Genomic DNA, 20,136 nt, shown 5'->3' on the forward strand with positions numbered 1-20,136 from the left:
GGCGACTAGCATGACACCCGGCGCCCCGGCCGGGCGCCGTCCCCCCGACCCCGGGCCTCGTGCCCGGGGGCCTGCCAGGAGAGAGTCATCGTGTCCTCAACGCCGCCCGACGCCCACGGACGCCACCGCGCCCCCCGATGGTCCCGGAAGCGCTGGGCCGCCGTCGCGCTGGTCGTCGTCCTGCTCGCGGTCCTCGGGGCCGGCGTGGCCGCGACCTGGCGGCTGCAGTCCAACCTGGACACCTCCCCGCTCGACCTGGGCGACGGGACCGGGCCCGAGACCGGTCCGCTGGACATCCTCGTGATGGGCACGGACACCCGTGACGGCGAGGGCAACGAGCGGTACGGCGACGTCGAGGACAGCGCGGGGGCCGGCCTGACCGACGTCATGATGCTGGTGCACGTGAGCGAGGACCGCAGCGGCGTGACCGTGGTGTCCCTGCCGCGCGACCTGGTCGCCGACATCCCGCGCTGCACGGACCCCGGGTCCGGCGAGGTGCACCCGGCGGAGGAGGACGCGATGCTGAACTCGGCGATCGCCAACGGCGGTCCCGGATGCACGGTCGCGACCGTCAACGAGATGACCGGCCTCAAGATCGACCACTTCATGCTCGCCGACTTCAACGCCGTCAAGGAGCTCTCCTCGACCGTGGGAGGCGTCGAGGTGTGCGTCAACGAGGCCGTCGACGACCCGAAGTCGGGGCTGGAGCTGCCCGCCGGCGTGTCCTCCGTGGAGGGCGAGCAGGCTCTGGCGTTCCTGCGCAGCCGCGCCGCCTTCGGCGACGGCGGGGACACGAGCCGGATCCGGTCGCAACAGTCCTTCCTCGCGTCCATGGCCCGCAAGATCAAGGACGAGGGCACGCTGTGGGATCTGCCGAAACTGTACGAGATCGCCGACGTCGCCACGCGCAACCTGCACGTCGACGAGGGGCTGGGCTCCGTCCCGACGGTGGTCGGCCTCGGCACGGCCGTCCGGGGGATAGACCTCGGCAGCATGGTCTTCGTGACGGTGCCCACCGAGCCCTCCGTGCTGGACCCCAACCGGCTCCAGCTCGACGAGGACCCGGCCGAGCACCTCTTCGAGGCCCTGCGCGAGGACCGGCCGCTCACCTCGCCGGCCGCGGAGCCGAGCGAGGACCCGTCCTCCTCGGCGAGCCCGTCGCCCGACGCCGCGGTCCCGACCGTCGACCCGGCCACGGTCCCGCTCACGGTCGCGAACGTCTCCGGCGTCGACGGCCGGGACGCGGACATCGCCGACGTGCTCGAGGAGGAGGGCTACACCGCAGTCGAGTCCGGCCCGCAGGCCACCGAGCTGCCGGGCACGCAGGTCTTCTTCGGCGCGGGCTGGTACGGGGCTGCCGTCGAGGTCGCCGAGCTGCTCGGCGTCCCGTCCTCGCAGATCGTGCCCGCCACCGACGTCGTAGGGGTGTTCGTCTCGGTGGGCCAGGACTTCCGGGAGGGGGACCGGCTCGAGCTCAGGGCGTCGCTGCCCGGGGAGCTCAACGGGCAGACCGCCGAGCAGTACACCTGCCAGCAGGCAGCCGGTGACTGGTGAGAACGCGACCCGGCGCGCCGTACGCCCCGTGATAGGTTGGACACATGCGGACCGGGACGCTCCTCCTTACGTGCCGCAACGGGGCCTGACCCGTCGACGAATGGCCGGCCTCCCGTTGCGGAGTTCCTGATGCCCGGCCACCCGCAGACGTCTCGAGCAGAACAGGTCCCTCCCATGCGCAACTACCAGCAGCCCTCCGGCATGCCGATCCACAAGTACGTCCCGTACCAGCAGCAGTTCCCCTTCGACCTCGCCGACCGCACCTGGCCGGACCGGGTCATCACCGAGGCCCCCCGCTGGTGCGCCGTGGACCTGCGCGACGGCAACCAGGCGCTGATCGACCCCATGAACTCCGACCGCAAGCTCAAGATGTTCGAGCTGTTGGTGCGGATGGGCTACAAGGAGATCGAGGTCGGCTTCCCGTCGGCCTCCCAGACCGACTTCGACTTCGTGCGCCGGCTCATCGAGGAGGACCGGATCCCGGACGACGTCACGATCCAGGTCCTGACGCAGTCCCGCGAGCACCTCATCGAGCGCACCTACGAGGCCATCGACGGCGCCGACAAAGCGATCGTGCACCTCTACAACGCGACCTCCACGCTGCAGCGGCGAGTGGTGTTCGACCAGGACATGGACGGGATCGTGGACATCGCCCTCACGGGGGCGCGGCTGTGCCTGAAGTACGAGGAGCAGCTGAAGAACACGTCCGTGACCTACGAGTACTCCCCGGAGTCCTACACCGGCACGGAGCTCGAGTTCGCCGCGCGGATCGCCAACGCCGTGGCCGAGACCTTCGAGATCGGCGGGGACCGGGAGATGATCCTCAACCTGCCCGCCACCGTCGAGATGGCGACCCCCAACGTCTACGCCGACTCCATCGAGTGGATGTGCCGCAACCTCTACAACCGGGACGCCACCGTGCTGTCCCTGCACCCGCACAACGACCGCGGCACGGGGGTGGCCGCGGCAGAGCTGGGCTACCTCGCCGGCGCCGACCGCATCGAGGGCTGCCTGTTCGGCAACGGTGAGCGAACCGGCAACGTGGACCTCGTGACCCTGGGCCTGAACCTGCTGACCCAGGGCGTGGACCCGCAGATCGACTTCTCCGACATCGACGACATCCGCCGGACCGTGGAGTACTGCAACCAGCTGCCCGTCCCCGAGCGGGCGCCCTACGGCGGGGACCTCGTGTTCACGGCCTTCTCCGGCTCCCACCAGGACGCCATCAAGAAGGGCTTCGACCGGATGGCCCGGGACGCGCAGGAACAGGGCCGGAGCGTCGACGAGCTGGTGTGGGCCGTGCCCTACCTGCCCATCGATCCCAAGGACCTGGGCCGCACCTATGAGGCCGTCATCCGCGTGAACTCGCAGTCCGGCAAGGGCGGGGTCGCCTACCTGCTCGCCAACGAGCACGGGCTGGACCTGCCGCGGCGCGCGCAGATCGAGTTCTCCCGGGTGGTGCAGGAGCACACCGACACCTCCGGCGGCGAGGTCTCCGGCGCGGAGCTGTGGAAGGTGTTCGCGGACGAGTACCTGCCCACCGTCCAGGACGGGGACGCGGGGCGCTGGGGCCGGTACCGGATCACCAACATCACCACGACCTCCGAGGAGGACGGGGAGAGCACCCTCGAGATCGGCCTGGACGTCGACGGCGTCCAGCACCACCGGACGGCGCAGGGCAACGGCCCCATCGAGGCGCTGCTGGCGATCTTCGCGTCCGAGGGCGTGGACGTGCGCGTGCTCGACTACAGCGAGCACGCGCTGTCGGCCGGCGGCGACGCCCAGGCCGCGAGCTACGTCGAGGCCGCCGTGGGGGAGCGGGTCCTGTGGGGCGTCGGCATCGACGCGAACACCACCCGCGCCTCCCTGAAGGCCGTCGTCTCGGCGGTGAACCGGGCCGTGCGGGACGCCCAGGGCTGAGCGCCCACCGGCGCTGTGCGGCGGCGGGCCACCCCGGCACAGGGGGCGGCCCGCCGTCGTCGTCCCGGGGCGCACGACCGGCTGCGCCGACCGCCTGCGCCGTCCGCCCGGCGTGGGACAATGGGGCGGTGGCCAGGACGACGTTCGCATCACGCAGCTACCGGGACGACGCCGTCGTGCTGCGCACCTACAAGCTCGGCGAGGCCGACCGCATCGTCGTGCTCCTGACCCGGGACCACGGGCAGGTGCGGGCCGTCGCCAAGGGCGTGCGGCGCACGACCTCCCGCTTCGGCTCCCGGCTCGAGCCCTTCAACGTGGCCGAGCTGCAGCTCGTCACCGGCCGCAACCTCGACATCGTCTCCCAGGCGCTGGGCAAGCGCGGCTACGGGTCGGTCATCGCCGCCGACTACGCCAAGTACACCGCCGCCGCCGCCATGACCGAGGCCGCCGAGAAGTTCACGGAGAACGACGACGAGTCCGCGGCCCAGCAGTACCGGCTGCTCGTGGGCGCCCTGTCCGCCCTGGCCCGCGGGCTTCACGAACCGGGAGCCGTCCTGGACTCCTACCTGCTGCGCGCCGTGTCCACGGCCGGGTGGGCCCCGAGCTTCACCGACTGCGCCCGGTGCGGCGCCCCCGGACCGCACGAGGCGTTCTCCGCCCCGCTCGGCGGCGCCGTCTGCGCCACCTGCCGCCCGCCCGGGGCCGCCGCTCCCGATCCCGCGACCGTCGAGCACCTCTCCGCGCTGCTCACCGGGGCGTGGGAGCGGATCGACGCGGTGGAGCCCCGCACGGCCCGGGACGCCGCCGGCATCGTGGCCACCTACGTACAGTGGCACCTGGAGAGGGCCGTCCGGTCCCTGAACCTCGTGGAACGGAGCTGACCATGCCCGGCTTTGCCGCCCCGCCCGCCCATCCCAGCGGTGCCTGCGCCCCGCCGATCCCGCAGCAGTTCGTGCCCCGGCACGTGGCCGTGGTCATGGACGGGAACGGGCGGTGGGCGAACCAGCGCGGCCTGCCGCGCAACGAGGGCCACAAGGCGGGGGAGGCGGCCCTGATCGAGGTGATGGCCGGCGCCATCGAGATGGGCATCCCGTACGTCAGCGCCTACGCCTTCTCCACCGAGAACTGGAAGCGCTCCCTGGACGAGGTGACCTTCCTGATGAACTACACCGCCGACGTCATGGAGCGCCAGCTGCCCACCTTCCAGGAGTGGGGCATCCGGATCCGGTGGGCCGGGCGCAAGCCCCGTCTGTGGCGATCCGTCATCCACCGCCTGGAGGAGGCGGAGCGGGCCACCCGCGACAACGACGTCGTCACCCTCACCATGTGCGTGAACTACGGGGGACGGGCCGAGATCGCCGACGCCGCGGCGGCCATGGCCGCCGACGCCCGCGCGGGCACCCTGAACCCGCGGAGCATCGACGAGAAGACCGTCCAGCGCTACCTCGACGAGCCGGACCTGCCGGACGTCGACCTCTTCCTGCGCTCCTCCGGGGAGCAGCGGATCTCGAACTTCCTCCTCTGGCAGTCCGCCTACGCCGAGCTCGTCTTCCAGGACGTCCTCTGGCCGGACGTCGACCGCCGCACCCTGTGGGAGGCCGTCGAGGTCTACGCGCGGCGGGACCGGCGGTACGGCGGTGCCGTCGACCGCGTGGCCGGTCCCGGCGCCTCCGCCTGAGACCGGCGCCGCGGCAGGCCCCGCAGCCAGGCCGCGAGATCCCGCTGCGCGGCCCGCCGCACGGCCTCGCGGGAGAGGTGGACGTCGTGAACCGCGCCCTCGTAGGAGCGCAGCGTCACGTCGGTGCCCAGATCGGCCGCGTGCCGGCGGATCTGCCGGACGTCCAGCACGGTGTCGGCCGAGCGCATCCGCTCGCTCCACCACGGGCGGAGGCACGAGCGGGCCGAGGTCTGCACCAGTACCGGAAGGTGAAGGTCCAACCCCTTCGCAACCTCACCCTGAGCCTGAAGGACAGCGTTGAGCCAGCCCGGGGTGATGTCGAAGCTGGTCTCGGGGCGCCAACGGGAGTCGATCGGCCACTCGCCCTCGGCGTGCTCGCTGATCACCCGGTAGTAGTGGCTGCGCAGCCGGGCCCGCACCGGGTGGTCCGGGCGCTGCGCGGCGAGCCGGGCCACCAGGGGGCGCAGGGCGGCGCCCACGGCGTCCGAGCCGTGGCTGCCGATCCAGGGGGCGTTGAGGGCCAGGCCGTCGAGCCGGCTGGGGTGCCGTGCGGCCCACATCGCCGCGGTGAGGCCTCCGGTGGAGTGCCCCATGAGCACGAGCCGCCCGCGCGGACCGGGCAGACCGTCCTCGGCCAGCACGTCGAGCGCGGCGGCGATGTCGTCGTCGTAGTCCGCGAGGTCCGTGGTGTGCCCCGGTCGGCCGTCCTCCACGGCGAGCACCTCGTCGGTCAGGTTCCGGCCGTAGCCGTGCAGGTCCAGGGCGTAGAACGCGTATCCCGCCGCCGCGCAGGTCCGCGCCAGCTCGGCGTTGAAGAAGTAGTCGGACCAGCCGTGCAGGTACAGCACGGCTCCGCGCAGGCCGCGCGGCGCGGGCGGGACGTCCCCCGGACGGTAGCGGACCACCGTGGCGGTGGAGTGGGGCGCGGAGCCGGGGTCCAGATCCACGGTCCGCGCGCGGAAGCCCGGTCCCAGCACGTCGGGAACCCACGGGTCCGGGGGAGCGCCCATGCCCTCACCTCGCGGGCGGTCCGTCGGGGCGCCGGCCCGGAAGCCCCTCCGCGGCCGCCCGGCCGGAGGAGTGCCCTGTGGAAGACTGGGACCATGCGCTTCTACCCTACGTTCTTCACGGCCGTCTTCTCCCGGATGGACCCCGAGAAGGCCCACCAGGTCGGCTTCCTCGGGATCCGGGCGGCGCGGGCCGCGAGGATCAGCACGGCCCTGCGGGTGTACACCCGGCCCGATCCCGCGCTCGAGGTGGAGGCGCTGGGACTGCGGTTCCCGTCCCCGTTCGGGCTGGCGGCGGGGTTCGACAAGGGCGGAGAAGGGATCGGCGCCCTCACCGACCTCGGCTTCGGCCACGTCGAGATCGGCACCGTCACCGCCCAGGCGCAGCCGGGCAATCCCCGGCCCCGGCTCTTCCGGCTCGTCCGGGACCGGGCCGTGATCAACCGGATGGGCTTCAACAACGAGGGGGCGGCGACCGTGGCCCCGCGCCTCGCGCAGGCGCGCCGGGAGCTCGAGGCGGACCACCGCGGCCGCGCCCGTCCCGTGCTCGGCGTCAACATCGGCAAGACCAAGGCGGTGCCGCTGGAGGACGCGGTGGACGACTACCTGCAGAGCGCCCGGACCCTCGCCCCGCTGGCGGACTACCTCGTGGTCAACGTGTCCTCGCCCAACACCCCGGGGCTGCGCCAGCTGCAGGAGATCGAGAGCCTGCGGCCGCTGCTGAGCGCGGTGGGCCGCACGGCCGACGAGTCCGCGGCCCGGCACGTCCCCCTGCTCGTGAAGATCGCCCCCGACCTGTCGGACGAGGACGTGCTGGCCGTCGCGGACCTGGCCCTCGACCTCGGCCTGGACGGCATCGTGGCCACCAACACGACCGTCGGTCGGGACGGACTGGGACTGGTCTCCGACCCCGCCGAGATCGAGGCCCACGGCGCCGGCGGGCTCTCCGGCGCCCCGTTGCGGCGGCGCTCCCTCGAGGTGCTGCGGCTGCTGCGCGAACGCGTGGGGGACCGGCTGACCCTGGTCTCCGTGGGCGGCGTGACCACGGCCGAGGACGTCCGGGAGCGGCTCGACGCCGGTGCCACGCTCGTGCAGGGCTACACCGCCTTCCTCTACGAGGGCCCCTTCTGGGCGCGCCGCATCAACCAGGACCTGGCCCGGCCAGTGCGGGCCCGGCGCTGACGGGCGCCACGGAGCGGGAACAGCACTGCCCCCGGACCACCGGGTCCGGGGGCAGTGCTGCCGGGGCCGAGCCCGGCGTCCGTGGCGGACGCGGGCCGGGTCCGGTGGGGCTCAGGAGGGGCGCTCACCGCGCGCGACCTGGGGCTTGGGCAGGCGGAGACGGCGCATCGTGAAGGAGCGCATCGCGGCGTACCAGCGCACGCCCCGTTCCACGGTCCCGAACTTCGCCTGCATCGCCTTCTTCATCCGGGCCGTCGACAGCACCGCGTCCACGATGCCCAGGATCATCAGCGCCCAGATGAGGTACACGCCGTAGGTGGCCACCTCCTGGACGGGGAAGAACAGGATGACGAGCGCGAGCAGCGCCACGACCATGAGGTACTCGCCGACGTTGATCCGCGAGTCCACCCAGTCCCGCGCGAACCGGCGCTGCGGGCCGCGGTCCCGCGGCCCGAGGAACCGCTCGTCCCCGGCCGCCATGCCCGCCTGCGCGCGCACCCGCTGCTCGCGCGCGGCATCACGGGACTGCGCCTTCGCGGCCTTGCGGTCCTCCGGGACCAGGGGCCGGCGCCGGGCCGCCTCCTGCTGCCGGCGGCTGGGCGTGGGCCGGCCCTTGCCCGGGGTCTGCCGCTGAGCGGCCGACGGTCCCGTGGGGGCGGGCGCAGCGGTCACCGACGTGGACCCTGCGCGGTCTGCTTCCTTCTTGCGTCCAAACACCCGTCAAGGATAGCCGACGGACCTGCCCGTCCCTGCCGGGCCCCGGACATAGGGTGGGTGCCATGACCGAGCCCTGTGCCCCGACCGTTCCCGTTCCCGTCGACGCCGTGCGCGCGGCCGTGCGCGAGGACATGCCGCGGACCCTTGAGCAGCTCGTCGAGCTGGTCGCGATCCCGGGCATCGCCTGGGAGTCCTTCGACCCCGCGCAGCTCGAGCGCAGCGCGGTGGCCGTGGCCGGCGTCCTCTCGGACGCCGGGCTGGACGAGGTGGAGATCCTGCGCGTGCCCCTCGGGGACGGGCCGGGCCACCCCGCCGTCGTCGCCCACCGCCGACCCGCGCCCGGACATCCGACCGTGCTCCTCTACGCCCACCACGACGTCCAGCCCCCGGGAAGGCGCGAGCTGTGGGACTCGGAGCCGTTCGCCGCCGAGGAGCGCGACGGCCGCCTCTACGGACGGGGCGCGGCCGACGACAAGGCCGGGATCATGGCCCACGTCGGCGCCCTGCGCGCCGCGGCCGCCCTCCGCGGGGACGGTCTCGGCCTCGGCGTGACCGTCTTCGCGGAGGGGGAGGAGGAGGCCGGCTCCCCGTCCTTCCGCGACTTCCTGGAGGTCCACCGGGACCGGCTGGCCGCCGACGTCATCGTGATCGCGGACTCCTCCAACTGGGAGGTCGGCGTGCCCGCCCTGACCACGAGTCTGCGGGGCATGGTCGGCGCCGTCGTGGAGCTGTCCGTGCTCGAGCACGCCGTCCACTCGGGCATGTACGGCGGACCGGTCCTGGACGCTCCCACGCTGCTCGCGCGCCTCATCGCGACCCTGCACGACGACGACGGCGCCGTCGCGGTCGAGGGACTGCTCGCCGAGGACCGCACCGACCTGGTCTACGACGAGCAGCGGTTCCGCACCGACGCCGCGGTGCGGGACGGCGTCCGACTGGCCGGCCGCGGCTCGATCGCCTCCCGGCTCTGGACGCAGCCGGCCCTGTCCGTCACCGGCATGGACGTCACGCCCGTGGACATCGCCTCCAACACCATCGCCCCCTCGGCCCGGGCGAAGCTGAGCCTGCGCACGGCGCCGGGGCAGGACCCCGCCGAGGCCGCGGAGGCGCTGCGGCGCCACGTCGAGGAGCACGCGCCGTTCGGGGCGCACGTGCGCTTCGAGCTCGAGGAGACGGGCCAGTCCTTCCGCACCGACATGGGCTCGGAGGCCGCCCGGATCGCCCGGTGGGCGCTGGGGGAGTCGTGGGGCCGGCCCGCCGTGGAGACGGGGATCGGCGGCTCCATCCCCTTCACCGCGGACCTCATGGAGGTCTATCCGGACGCCGGCATCCTCATCACCGGCGTCGAGGACCCCGACTCCCGTGCGCACAGCGCCAACGAGTCCCTCCACCTGGCCGAGTTCGAGCGCGCGGTGGTCGCGGAGACGCTCATGCTGCTCGCTCTCGACGACGCCGCCCGTTGCACGCCTCGGCCTCGGGAATGAACCCGGCCGCCCATCCGTTGTGCCCCTGACAGACCCGCCGCCGGCCCGACCCCGTGCGGCACCCCTCCACAGAAAGTGAGCATCATGAGCGTCTCGACCGAGAACGGCGCCGCAGTGGACGGCCTGCCCACCCACGGCGTCCAGCTGACCGAGGTCGCGTCCCAGAAGGTCCGCGCCCTGCTCGAGCAGGAGGGCCGCACCGACCTCCGGCTGCGCGTGGCGGTGCAGCCCGGCGGCTGCTCGGGCCTCATCTACCAGCTGTACTTCGACGAGCGCATCCTGGACGGGGACTCCGTCCGCGACTTCGGCGGCGTCGAGGTCGTCGTGGACAAGATGAGCGTGCCCTACCTCGAGGGCTCGACCGTCGATTTCGAGGACACCATCTCCAAGCAGGGGTTCTCGATCGACAATCCCAACGCGGGAGGATCCTGCGCCTGCGGCGACTCCTTCCACTGAGTCCGTCCGCACTCCCCGAGAGGCCCGTCGTCCGTCCGGACGGCGGGCCTCTCGGCGTTCCGGAGGGCCCCTGAAGACAGCCTCCGGAGAGGTCCCGGAGCGCCGCGCGGAAGCTGACACTGTGTCACCAGATGTCAGCGACACGGGGTAAGCTCGGAGGGAAACATTCCATCTGACTGTGTCCGGGCTCTTCGAATCGGGGCCTTCGGCGCGCAGACGACGAGCACGAGAAGACAAGGAAGGGCCGTCTGTGAGTTCGCACACACGTACCGACAGCCTCCGGCGCCGAACGGCGAAGGTGTCTGCGGTAGCAGTCCTGACAGCAACCGCGCTGACGGGTTGCTCGGAAGAGGCGAAGCTCGGCTGGATGCCCACCGAGCGTGGCATCACCGACAACGCCGACATGATCCTCGACCTGTGGGTCGGGTCCTGGATCGCGGCCCTCGCCGTAGGACTGGTGACCTGGGGGCTCATGCTCTGGTGCATGATCGCCTACCGCCGGCGCAGGAACGAGACCGGCTACCCTCGCCAGGTCGCGTACCACGCCCCCCTTGAGGTCTTCTACACCATCGTCCCGATCGCCCTGATCATGTCCCTGTTCTTCTTCACCGAGCGGACCCAGGCCGAGATCACCGCCCTGGACGACAACCCGGACGTGACCGTCCAGGTCTACGGCAAGCAGTGGGCCTGGGACTTCAACTACCTGAGCGAAGACGTCTGGGACACCGGCACCCAGGGCCACCTGGACGGGGAGGAGGGCGTCCCCGAGCGCGTGCCCACCTTGTACCTGCCCGTCGACAGCGACGTCGAGCTGCAGGTCACCTCCCGCGACGTCATCCACTCGTTCTGGGTCCCCGCATTCCTCGAGAAGCGGGACATGTTCCCGGGCCGCACCAACAACATCGCCATCACCACGGGACAAGAGGGTTCCTACTTCGGCAAGTGCGCCGAGTTCTGCGGCGAGTACCACTCCGAGATGCTGTTCAACGTCAACGTGGTCAGCCAGGCCGAGTACGACGCCCACATCCAGTCCTTGCGCGACGCCGGCCAGACCGGGGCCCTGGGCGAGGAGTACAGCCGTGACTCCTACCCGGGCGCGGACGACCAGCAAGACGATTCTTTTAACAACTAAGGAGTACCGGTGTCCACACTCGAGTATTCACGCGACGAGGTAGCGACTGTCGCTCCGCGCGTGGTGCCTCGCTCCAAGGGACGGATGGTCGTCAACTGGATCACGTCCACCGACCACAAGACGATCGGGTACATGTACCTGATCTCGTCCTTCGCGTTCTTCTGCATCGCCGGGGTCATGGCGCTGCTGATCCGCGCCGAGCTCTTCCAGCCGGGCATGCAGATCCTGGAGACCAAGGAGCAGTACAACCAGCTGTTCACCATGCACGGCACGCTGATGCTGCTGATGTTCGGCACCCCGCTGTTCGTCGGCTTCGCCAACGTGATCGTCCCGCTGCAGATCGGGGCGCCGGACGTGGCGTTCCCTCGGCTCAACGCCCTGGCGTTCTGGTTCTTCCTGTTCGGTTCGTTGATCGCCACCGCCGGATTCCTGACCCCGCAGGGTGCGGCCTCCTTCGGTTGGACGGGCTACACCCCGTTGAGCAACGCCTCGTTCACGCCCGGGGTCGGTGGCGACCTGTGGGTCTTCGGCCTGGCGCTGTCCGGCTTCGGCACCATCATGGGCGGCGTCAACTTCATCACCACCATCATCGCGATGCGCGCCCCCGGCATGACGGTGTGGCGGATGGGGCTGTTCACCTGGAACGTGCTCATCACCTCGCTGCTGGTGATCATGGCGTTCCCGCCGCTGGCGGCGGCGCTGTTCGCGCTGGGGATGGATCGCACCCTCGGGGGGCACATCTTCGACCCGGCCAACGGCGGGGCGGTGCTGTGGCAGCACCTGTTCTGGTTCTTCGGCCACCCCGAGGTCTACATCCTGGCTCTGCCGTTCTTCGGCATCGTCTCCGAGATCATCCCGGTGTTCTCCCGCAAGCCGCTGTTCGGCTACAAGGGCCTGGTCTTCGCCACCATCGCGATCGCCTCGCTGTCGGTGACGGTGTGGGCCCACCACATGTACGTCACCGGCGCGGTGATGCTGAGCTTCTTCGCGTTCATGACCATGATGATCGCCGTGCCCACCGGGGTGAAGTTCTTCAACTGGATCGGCACGATGTGGCAGGGCTCGATCACTTTCGAGACCCCGATGCTGTGGGTGCTGGGCTTCATGTTCACGTTCCTCTTCGGCGGGCTGACCGGCGTCATCCTGGCCACCCCGCCGCTGGACTTCCACGTTTCGGACTCGTACTTCGTGGTCGCCCACTTCCACTACGTGATCTTCGGGACCGTGGTGTTCGGCATGTTCGCCGGGTTCTACTTCTGGTGGCCGAAGTTCACCGGGAAGATGCTCAACGAGCGGATCGGCAAGATCCACTTCTGGTTGCTGTTCCTTGGCTTCCACATGACCTTCCTCATCCAGCACTGGCTGGGCGTGGACGGGATGCCGCGCCGCTACGCGGACTACCTGCCCGAGGACGGGTTCATGTGGATGAACCAGATCTCCACGGTAGGAGCCATGCTGCTGGGGGTGTCGATGATCCCGTGGTTCTGGAACGTCTACACGACCTGGCGCAACGCGCCGAAGGTCGAGGTCGACGACCCGTGGGGCTTCGGCGGATCGCTGGAGTGGGCGACGTCCTGCCCGCCGCCGCGGCACAACTTCACCTCGTTGCCGCGGATCCGCTCCGAGCGCCCGGCACTGGACCTGCACCACCCGGAGCTGGCCGCGGAGTCCCCGCAGCAGTCCCCGGTCGACGACGGCGCCATCGCCACGCGGAAGGACTGAGCATGAAACTCTCCATCAAACTGTTCATCCTCATAGGGGCCTTCAGCATCCTGGCAGGCGTGGTATACGGCTTCCTCACCCGCTTCGACGAGCTCGTGGGCTTCCCCGGGCTGCTGGCCGTGGGCATCATGTCCTTCATGCTGGCGGTGTATCTGTGGCTCGTGGATCGCAACACCGGTGGTGTCCTCCCGGAGGACAAGCTCGACGGCGAGATCGTCGAGTCGGCCGGCGAGTACGGACACTTCTCCCCGTGGAGCTGGTGGCCCCTGCTGCTCGGCACGGGCTGCGCGCTGGCGTTCACCGCTCTCGCCATCGACTGGTGGATTCTCGGCTTGGCGGTGCCCGTGGTTGTCCTGGGCTTGCTCGGCCTGATCTTCGAGCACTCCCGCGGCGACCACGCCCACTGACACGGGCGGCTGATTGTCGATACCGACGAGGCCTCGGACACCAAGGGGTGTCCGGGGCCTCGCGCATGCCGGTGCACAGCAGGGCACTGTCGTCCAGGGCTCGACTCGCGAGGCAGGCCCGGGCCGACACACATCAACTGCGTGGGGACCAGGCGACGGTGCCGGGGTTCCGGGCAACGGGGATGAGCGGTGCCGGAGCCTTCCGCCTCACCCGGTGCTCCGGGATGGCGGCTAAGGGGCCCGACGAGGCGCCTGGCGCCGACGTCGAGGAGGTGCCGGCCGCGGCACAGCGGGCATCCGGGCTCCGTCGCCGGTGACCCCGGGTTCGCCGAGGGATGTCCGAGCCGCCCGTCGCACCGCGCAGCGCCCCGGCCGGGGGCTTGAGGCGCCCAGGACGTTGCCGGGGGCGGACTCGCGGCGGCAAAAGGGCGTTTTTTTGTGGCCGGTCGGAGGTCCAGATCATGCGTCAGGCCGTGGCACTCGGCAGAGTCGTGCTGCGGTGCCATGTCCCCGTTGCCGCTCACTGTCGCCGCGCTCGGGCACGCAGAGCGGCCCGGCCCCCCCCCGCTGCGCCGGGTCCGGGAAACTCTCAATGCCCGCGTCTGGACGGCACCCCTCCGCAGGACCGAACCAAGCCGCGTACCGGACCCATGCCTTCCTGTCGTTGCAGCAGTCTCCGAGCTCCTCGGCATCACCGTCGGCGTCCCGTCGACCACCGGATGGACGTGGGCTTCCTGCGGAAGACGACCCGAGCCGACCGCTGCGGCCGCCTCCGAGATCCTCGGTCTCTCCCTCCCTGCGTGCCGTGGGGGTCGGGAGCGTCGAGAGCGACGGACGTGCGAGAGCGGCCGACTTCGGTCCTGACGCCCGCGCGGCCACTGTCGACGCGCAGAGCGAACCCGCCGCTGCGAGGGAGCAGTTCTCATCGGAGCATGCCTACAACCGGCTCAGGACCGGAATGCCGGTCAGCACACCGAGGACGGCGTCCGACATCAGCACGAGTATTGTGAGCGCCTCTGCGGGCCAGCCGGGGCGCGATCCACCGGGAGGAGATCGGGCACCCATGACTCTTCGCTCCTGTGAGCGCGGTGCTGGGTGCCGGGAGCAGGCGCACGGTCGCGTCATCCGGCACTGCGGGCCGGCCGGGCAACCCCGGACGTGAACAAGGCCCCGAGAGGGTCGATCCTCTCGGGGCCCTGTCAGCCTCGGTCCGGGCTCAGCGCACGAGCTCCCGGTCCTGAGAACCCGTGGTCAGGGCGTCGGCCTCGTGGTGGTGATGCGCCGACTCGAGCTCTGCAGGAGTGACAGGCGCGACACGATCCTCGAAGAAGAAGCGGCTGACACGCTCGCGCGCCTTCTCGGTGGCCGTGATCTTGCCCTTGGCGTTCGGCTGCGCCGGCTCCACCTGATAGTTGGGCATGTTGACCAGACGGTAGCGCTTGTACTCGTCCAGCGGCTCGTGCACCTCGATGAATTCCCCGTGGGGGAGCTGCTGCACACGCCCGGTCTCCCGGCCGTGGAGGACGATCTCGCGGTCCTTGCGCTGCAACGCCAAGCAGATCCGCCGCGTGATGGCGAAGGCGAGGATCGGGCCGAGGAAGTACAAGGCTCGCAACCAGTACAGGACGTCGTTGACCGCCAGGTGGAAGTGCGTGGCGATGAGGTCGCCGCTGGCGGCGATGAGCATGATCGTGTAGAAGGTCACGCCCGCGGCACCCATGGCGGTGCGGAACGGCGCGTTCCGGGGCCGGTCGAGGATGTGGTGCTCCTGGTCGTCCTTGGTCACCCACCGCTCGATCCACGGCCACGCGGCCATCAGACCGAACAGCACAGCCAGGGGTGCCATCGGCAGCAGCACGTTCATCGGGATCGACATGCCCCAGAAGGTCCACTCCCAATTGAAGGGCCAGTTGCCGGGCATGAGGCGCACAGCTCCGTCGGTGAAGCCCATGTACCAGTCCGGCTGGGAACCCGCCTGGACCGGGGAGGGATCGTACGGGCCGTAGTTCCAGATGGCGTTGATGGTGGTGGTGCCCGCCATCAGCGCCATGATGCCGAACACGATGAAGAAGAACCCACCGGCCTTCGCCGCGTAGATCGGTCCCACGGGGAAGCCGACCACGTTGTTCTCCGTGCGCCCCGGGCCGGGGAACTGGGTGTGCTTGTGCACCACGACCATGAACAGGTGGATCACGATCAGCATCAGGATGACGGCCGGGATCACGAGCACGTGGAGGATGTACAGGCGCGCGATGATGTCGTGCCCAGGGAACTCGCCGCCGAACAGGAACATCGACAGGTACGCGCCGACAATGGGCAGCGCCTTCAGGATCGCGTCCGCGATGCGCAGTCCGTTGCCGGAGAGCACGTCGTCGGGGAGGGAGTAGCCGGTGAATCCGGCCACGATCGCGAGGAGGAAGAGCGCGACACCGACGAGCCAGTTCAGCTCGCGCGGGCGCCGGAAGGCGCCGGTGAAGAAGACGCGCAGCATGTGCACGGCCACGGCCGCGGCAAAGACCAGGGCCGACCAGTGGTGGATCTGGCGCAGGAAGAGACCGCCGCGGATGTCGAACGAGATGTCGAGGGAGGACGCGTAGGCCGCAGACATCTCGACCCCCTGCATCGGGACGTAGGAGCCCTCGTACTCCATGGCGACCATCGACGGTTCGAACCACAGGGCCAGGAAGGTGCCGGAGAGCAGCAGGATGACGAAGGTGTACAGCGCCACCTCGCCGAACATGAAGGACCAGTGGTCCGGGAAGATCTTCCGGCCGAACTCCTTGACGATCGGCGACATGCCGACACGGGTGTCGACGAAGTTCGCGATCCGGCCGGTGCCCGTCTGGGGCTTGTACTCGTAATCAGTGGACGTGGACATCAGTTCGCCTCACCCTGCATCTCCTCGACATGGGTACCGCGCTGCGAGTAGGTCGGACCGACCGGCTCCTGGAAGTCGCTGCGGGCCACGAGGTAACCCTCGTCGTCCACAGTGATCGGCAGCTGGGGAAGGGGCCGGGCAGCCGGCCCGAAGATGACCTCGCACTCGTTGGTGAGGTCGAACGTGGACTGGTGGCACGGGCACAGCAGGTGGTGCGTCTGCTGCTCGTAGAGCGCGACGGGGCAGCCGACGTGGGTGCACACCTTCGAGTAGGCGAAGATCCCGTCGACGTTCCAATCGGCCCGTTCCGGGGAGACGTTGACGGACTCCGGGTCGAGGCGCATGAGCAGCACCACGGCCTTCGCCTTCTCGTCGAGGTAGCCCTCGTTGTGACCGATGGCGCTCAGGTTCTCGGGGACCACGTGGAAGGTGGAGCCGAGCGTGACGTCCGAGGCCTTGATGGGCGTTCCGGAGGGATCGCGCACCAGACGGATCCCCTCGTCCCAGATGGTTTCCTTGAGGACGTCCAGGTTCGTGGGGCCGAGGTCGCGCAGCAGGCCGACGAACGGCAGGGGAGCGAGCACGGCCGCACCGATGAGAGTGTTGCGCAGCAGCGGCCGGCGCTTGATCCCGGACTCGTCGTAGATCGTGGTCAGGATGCTCTGCGCCTCGGCGCGCTGCTCCTCCGTGCGCACGGCGTGCCGGTTCTCGACGAGCTCGTGGTCCGGCATGAGGGTGCGGGCCCAGTGGACGACGCCGAGGCCGATGCCGAACATGCCCAGGGCGACGCCCAGGCCGAGCAGCAGGTTCTGCAGCTGCAGGGCCCGCGTGGGCTCCGTGTTCGTGACGTCGTACATCGGGCCCTCGACGCGGATGCCGAAGTACCCGACGAAGAACAGGATTGATCCGACGATCGAGAGCAGGAACAGCAGGACGACCTGCCGTTCAGCACGCTTCGCGGCCCCGGAGTCGACGTCCGTCAGGCGCGGGCGGTGCGGGGGCAGTCCGGGGTCGGGGAAACGCTCCATTGCCGTGGTGCCCGTGGTGGCAACGGCTCCCGACTGGTGGGGAGTGCCGTCACTGTGGCTTCCCATGTGGTCCCTCATTCTTCTCTTGGTGCAGTTGATCGTAGCTTCGGGGTCCGACATCCGCTGCCGGCACGCGGCGTCAGGCGGATCGCGAGGTGAGCCAGACCGTGAACCCGATGATGACGGCGAGTCCGATGGTCCAGACGAACAGCCCCTCGGACACCGGGCCGAGGGCGCCGAGCCCGAATCCACCGGGGTTCGGGCTTTCCTCGAGGGTCTTCAGATAGGTTATGACGTCGCGCTTCTCCTCGGGGGTGATGTTCGCGTCGTTGAACACCGGCATGTTCTGCGGACCGGTCTGCATGGCCTCGTAGATGTGCTTCTCCTCGACGCCCATGAGCGAGGGGGCGTACTTGCCGCGGGTCAGCGCACCGCCGGCGCCGGCGGCGTTGTGGCACATGGCGCAGTTCGCGAGGAAAACCTTCGCGCCGTTGGCGGCGTTGCCCTCGGCGACGTCCAGGTACTGCTCCTCGGGGATGCCCGGGCCGGCGCCGAGGGTCGCCACGTAGGCGGCGAACTGGCGGACCTGCTCGTCGTTGAACTGGACCGCCTTCTCCTCGGCCTGGGGACCGTTGGCCTGCATGGGCATGCGCCCGGTGCCGACCTGGAAGTCGACGGCGGCGGCACCGACGCCGACGAGCGAGGGACCGGAGGGGGTTCCGGCGCCGTCGAGGCCGTGGCAGGTGGAGCAGTTCGCGACGAACAGTTTCTCGCCCTCCTCGATGTCCTGGGCGGTGTAGGACTCGGTCTGGGCCTTGGCCTCGTTGGTGGTGGTGGCGACTGCGTAGAGCCCACCGCTGAGGAGCAGGGCCAGGACCATCAGTACCAGGACGGCCAGAGGGTGGCGCCGCTGCTGCGAAAGTGCCTTCACGTCAAACGTTCCTTTTACTCGGTGTTGGTTTGCTGGGTGCGTCCTCCGGGCGGCGCGGCCTACCGGAGGAAGTAGACCACGAGGAACAGCACAATCCAGACGACGTCCACGAAGTGCCAGTAGTAGGACACGACGATCGCCGAGGTGGCCTCGAAGTGGCCGAAGCGCTTGGCGATGAAGGCGCGGCCCATGATGAACAGGAACGCGATGAGACCGCCGGTCACGTGCAGGGCGTGGAAGCCCGTGGTGATGTAGAAGGCGGAGCCGTAGGAGGTGGCGGAGATGCTGATGCCGTGGGAGACCAGCTCGGCGTACTCGAAGGACTGCACCGCTACGAAGGTCGCCCCCATGAGGAAGGTGAGGGCGAACCACTCGACCATTCCCCACCGGCGAAGATCGAACAGGCCGCCGGCCCGGCGGGGCTGGAGTCGCTCGGCCGCGAAGACGCCGAACTGGCACGTCACCGAGCTCAGCACCAGGACGATGGTGTTGGCGAGGGCCAGCGGGACGTTGAGCTTGGCCGACTCCTCGGTCCAGAGCTCCGGGGCGGTGGAGCGCAGGGTGAAGTACATGGCGAAGAGGCCGGCGAAGAACATGACCTCGGAGGCGAGCCACACGATGGTGCCCACTGAGGTGAGGTTGGGTCGGTTGATCGACCCGCCTACCGGCTTGGTTGGGGTATGGGTTGCAGTCGTCACAGAGACATTATGTCGCCAAAACTGCCGGTGGACCAACCAGGAGGGGATCGGGCGGTTCGCGTGTCCGGGTGCCCGTCGCCGTCCCCGACGAGGTGGCCCGGCGGTCGCACGCTCCCGGGGGCCCGCTCGGCCGCGGATGTGCGGGCCCCGGCGCCCGGAATGCGACCCCCGTCACACGACCTCGGCTCGAGCTGTCGTGGCGGCCGGGCAACTGTTCCGGGGGGTCCGGTGGTGGGCGATACGATCGGGAGCGTGAACACGACGACACCGACGACCGCACCGCACTTCGAGTGGCCGGACCTGATCACCGGCCTGATCTCCGGCGCCGACCTGACCCGCGACCAGGCCTACTGGGCCATGGACACGATCATGTCGGGAGAGGTGTCCGACGTCGTCATCGCCGGTTTCCTCGTGGCCCTGCGGGCGAAGGGGGAGACGGTCGACGAGCTGACCGGGCTGGCCGACGCCATGGTGGGCAACGCGCGGCCGGTCGACATCCCCGGTCCGGCCCTGGACATCGTCGGGACCGGCGGCGACCGGCTCTCCAGCGTGAACATCTCCACGATGTCGGCCCTCGTGTGCGCCGGCGCCGGGGCGAAGGTCGTCAAGCACGGCAACCGCGCGTCGTCGTCGAAGTCGGGCTCCGCCGACGTCCTGGAGGCGCTCGGGGTCCGGCTGGACCTTCCGGTCGAGATGGTCGAGTCCGCGGCCCGGCACGTGGGCATCACGTTCCTCTTCGCCCAGACCTTCCACCCGTCGATGCGCTTCGCCGCGGCGGCCCGGGCGCAACTGCGCGTGGCCACCGCCTTCAACTTCCTGGGACCCATCACGAACCCGGCGCGGGTCGAGGCGTCGGCCATCGGTGTGGCCGACCGCGCGCTGGCGCCGCTGATCGCGGGCGTCTTCGCGGCCCGCGGCGATCGCGCCCTCGTCTTCCGGGGCGGCGACGGCCTCGACGAGCTCACCGTGACGGCGCCCTCCGAGGTGTGGGAGGTCCGCGACGGGCGCATCGACCACCACGACCTCGAGCCGCTCGACCTCGGCATGCCCCGGGCCACCATCGAGGACCTCCGGGGCCAGGACGCCCGGTACAACGCGGGCGTCGTCGAGCGGGTCCTGGCGGGGGAGAAGGGGCACGTGCGCAACGCCGTGCTGCTCAACTCCGCCGCCGGGCTCGTGGCCTTCGACACCGGCGCCGAGGGGTCCTTCCACGAGCGGATGGCCGCGGCGGTGCGCCGCGCCGAGGAGTCGGTGGACAGCGGCGCGGCCCGCGCAGTCCTGGACCGCTGGATCGCCCACACCGCGCGCTGAGGCGCCGCGCCGGCGGAGGGCCGACGACGGA

Annotated in this window: 17 protein-coding genes; 11 read left to right on the plus strand and 6 right to left on the minus strand. The window is 70.4% G+C overall.

Annotated features, from left to right (window positions below; genetic code table 11):
* Positions 1-90: 90 nt before the first annotated feature.
* The 4 genes from ACYVM4_RS05745 (at position 91) to ACYVM4_RS05760 (ending at position 5,152) form a co-directional block, all read left to right on the plus strand.
* On the plus strand, positions 91-1,554 hold the full coding sequence (locus tag ACYVM4_RS05745) for an LCP family protein (RefSeq protein WP_460667938.1): 1,464 nt from the start codon (positions 91-93) through the stop codon (positions 1,552-1,554).
* A 174-nt stretch (positions 1,555-1,728) separates the two neighbouring features.
* Complete coding sequence (gene leuA, locus ACYVM4_RS05750; protein ID WP_368819663.1) at positions 1,729-3,474, plus strand: 2-isopropylmalate synthase; 1,746 nt, start codon at positions 1,729-1,731, stop codon at positions 3,472-3,474.
* Positions 3,475-3,602: 128 nt separating this feature from the next.
* The gene (recO, locus tag ACYVM4_RS05755; RefSeq protein WP_460667939.1) at positions 3,603-4,355 is read left to right on the plus strand and encodes a DNA repair protein RecO; all 753 of its coding nucleotides are present in this window, start codon (positions 3,603-3,605) and stop codon (positions 4,353-4,355) included.
* 2 nt (positions 4,356-4,357) lie between these two features.
* Positions 4,358-5,152, plus strand: a complete 795-nt coding sequence (locus tag ACYVM4_RS05760; protein WP_368819665.1) for an isoprenyl transferase — start codon at positions 4,358-4,360, stop codon at positions 5,150-5,152.
* Here the strand turns inward: ACYVM4_RS05760 and ACYVM4_RS05765 are convergent.
* Complete coding sequence (locus ACYVM4_RS05765; protein ID WP_460667940.1) at positions 5,083-6,162, minus strand: alpha/beta hydrolase; 1,080 nt, start codon at positions 6,160-6,162, stop codon at positions 5,083-5,085. The two genes, ACYVM4_RS05760 and ACYVM4_RS05765, sit on opposite strands and share 70 nt — an antisense overlap.
* Positions 6,163-6,255: 93 nt before the next feature.
* On the opposite strand from ACYVM4_RS05765, the gene ACYVM4_RS05770 reads away from it, so the two are divergent.
* The gene (locus tag ACYVM4_RS05770; RefSeq protein WP_460667941.1) at positions 6,256-7,341 is read left to right on the plus strand and encodes a quinone-dependent dihydroorotate dehydrogenase; all 1,086 of its coding nucleotides are present in this window, start codon (positions 6,256-6,258) and stop codon (positions 7,339-7,341) included.
* 111 nt (positions 7,342-7,452) lie between these two features.
* On the opposite strand, the gene ACYVM4_RS05775 is transcribed toward ACYVM4_RS05770, so the two are convergent.
* A complete protein-coding gene (locus ACYVM4_RS05775; RefSeq protein WP_368819668.1) occupies positions 7,453-8,013 on the minus strand; it encodes a DUF3043 domain-containing protein in 561 nt (186 codons plus the stop codon).
* A gap of 107 nt (positions 8,014-8,120) precedes the next feature.
* On the opposite strand from ACYVM4_RS05775, the gene ACYVM4_RS05780 reads away from it, so the two are divergent.
* From ACYVM4_RS05780 to ACYVM4_RS05800, 5 genes are all read left to right on the plus strand, one after another.
* A complete protein-coding gene (locus tag ACYVM4_RS05780) occupies positions 8,121-9,542 on the plus strand; it encodes a dipeptidase (RefSeq protein WP_368819669.1) in 1,422 nt (473 codons plus the stop codon).
* An 84-nt stretch (positions 9,543-9,626) separates the two neighbouring features.
* Complete coding sequence (locus tag ACYVM4_RS05785) at positions 9,627-9,998, plus strand: HesB/IscA family protein (RefSeq protein WP_368819670.1); 372 nt, start codon at positions 9,627-9,629, stop codon at positions 9,996-9,998.
* A gap of 250 nt (positions 9,999-10,248) precedes the next feature.
* On the plus strand, positions 10,249-11,130 hold the full coding sequence (gene ctaC / locus ACYVM4_RS05790) for an aa3-type cytochrome oxidase subunit II (RefSeq protein WP_460667942.1): 882 nt from the start codon (positions 10,249-10,251) through the stop codon (positions 11,128-11,130).
* A gap of 9 nt (positions 11,131-11,139) precedes the next feature.
* On the plus strand, positions 11,140-12,852 hold the full coding sequence (gene ctaD, locus ACYVM4_RS05795; RefSeq protein WP_460667943.1) for an aa3-type cytochrome oxidase subunit I: 1,713 nt from the start codon (positions 11,140-11,142) through the stop codon (positions 12,850-12,852).
* A gap of 2 nt (positions 12,853-12,854) precedes the next feature.
* On the plus strand, positions 12,855-13,259 hold the full coding sequence (locus ACYVM4_RS05800) for a cytochrome c oxidase subunit 4 (protein ID WP_368819673.1): 405 nt from the start codon (positions 12,855-12,857) through the stop codon (positions 13,257-13,259).
* A 1,216-nt stretch (positions 13,260-14,475) separates the two neighbouring features.
* On the opposite strand, the gene qcrB is transcribed toward ACYVM4_RS05800, so the two are convergent.
* The 4 genes from qcrB to ctaE all read right to left on the minus strand — a co-directional run bounded on the left by qcrB (position 14,476) and on the right by ctaE (position 18,794).
* A complete protein-coding gene (gene qcrB, locus ACYVM4_RS05805) occupies positions 14,476-16,137 on the minus strand; it encodes a cytochrome bc1 complex cytochrome b subunit (RefSeq protein ID WP_460667944.1) in 1,662 nt (553 codons plus the stop codon).
* Complete coding sequence (qcrA, locus tag ACYVM4_RS05810; RefSeq protein WP_368819675.1) at positions 16,137-17,231, minus strand: cytochrome bc1 complex Rieske iron-sulfur subunit; 1,095 nt, start codon at positions 17,229-17,231, stop codon at positions 16,137-16,139. Before qcrA ends, qcrB begins: the two co-directional genes overlap by 1 nt.
* 73 nt (positions 17,232-17,304) lie before the next feature.
* Positions 17,305-18,096, minus strand: a complete 792-nt coding sequence (gene qcrC / locus ACYVM4_RS05815) for a cytochrome bc1 complex diheme cytochrome c subunit (RefSeq protein ID WP_368819676.1) — start codon at positions 18,094-18,096, stop codon at positions 17,305-17,307.
* A gap of 59 nt (positions 18,097-18,155) precedes the next feature.
* Positions 18,156-18,794: an aa3-type cytochrome oxidase subunit III gene (gene ctaE / locus ACYVM4_RS05820; protein WP_460667945.1), complete on the minus strand. Its 639-nt coding sequence runs from the start codon at positions 18,792-18,794 to the stop codon at positions 18,156-18,158.
* 252 nt (positions 18,795-19,046) lie between these two features.
* Between ctaE and trpD the strand changes: the two genes are divergently transcribed.
* Positions 19,047-20,105, plus strand: a complete 1,059-nt coding sequence (gene trpD, locus ACYVM4_RS05825; RefSeq protein WP_460667946.1) for an anthranilate phosphoribosyltransferase — start codon at positions 19,047-19,049, stop codon at positions 20,103-20,105.
* The last annotated feature ends 31 nt before the right edge of the window (positions 20,106-20,136 follow it).

The organism is Kocuria himachalensis, assembly GCF_054784195.1.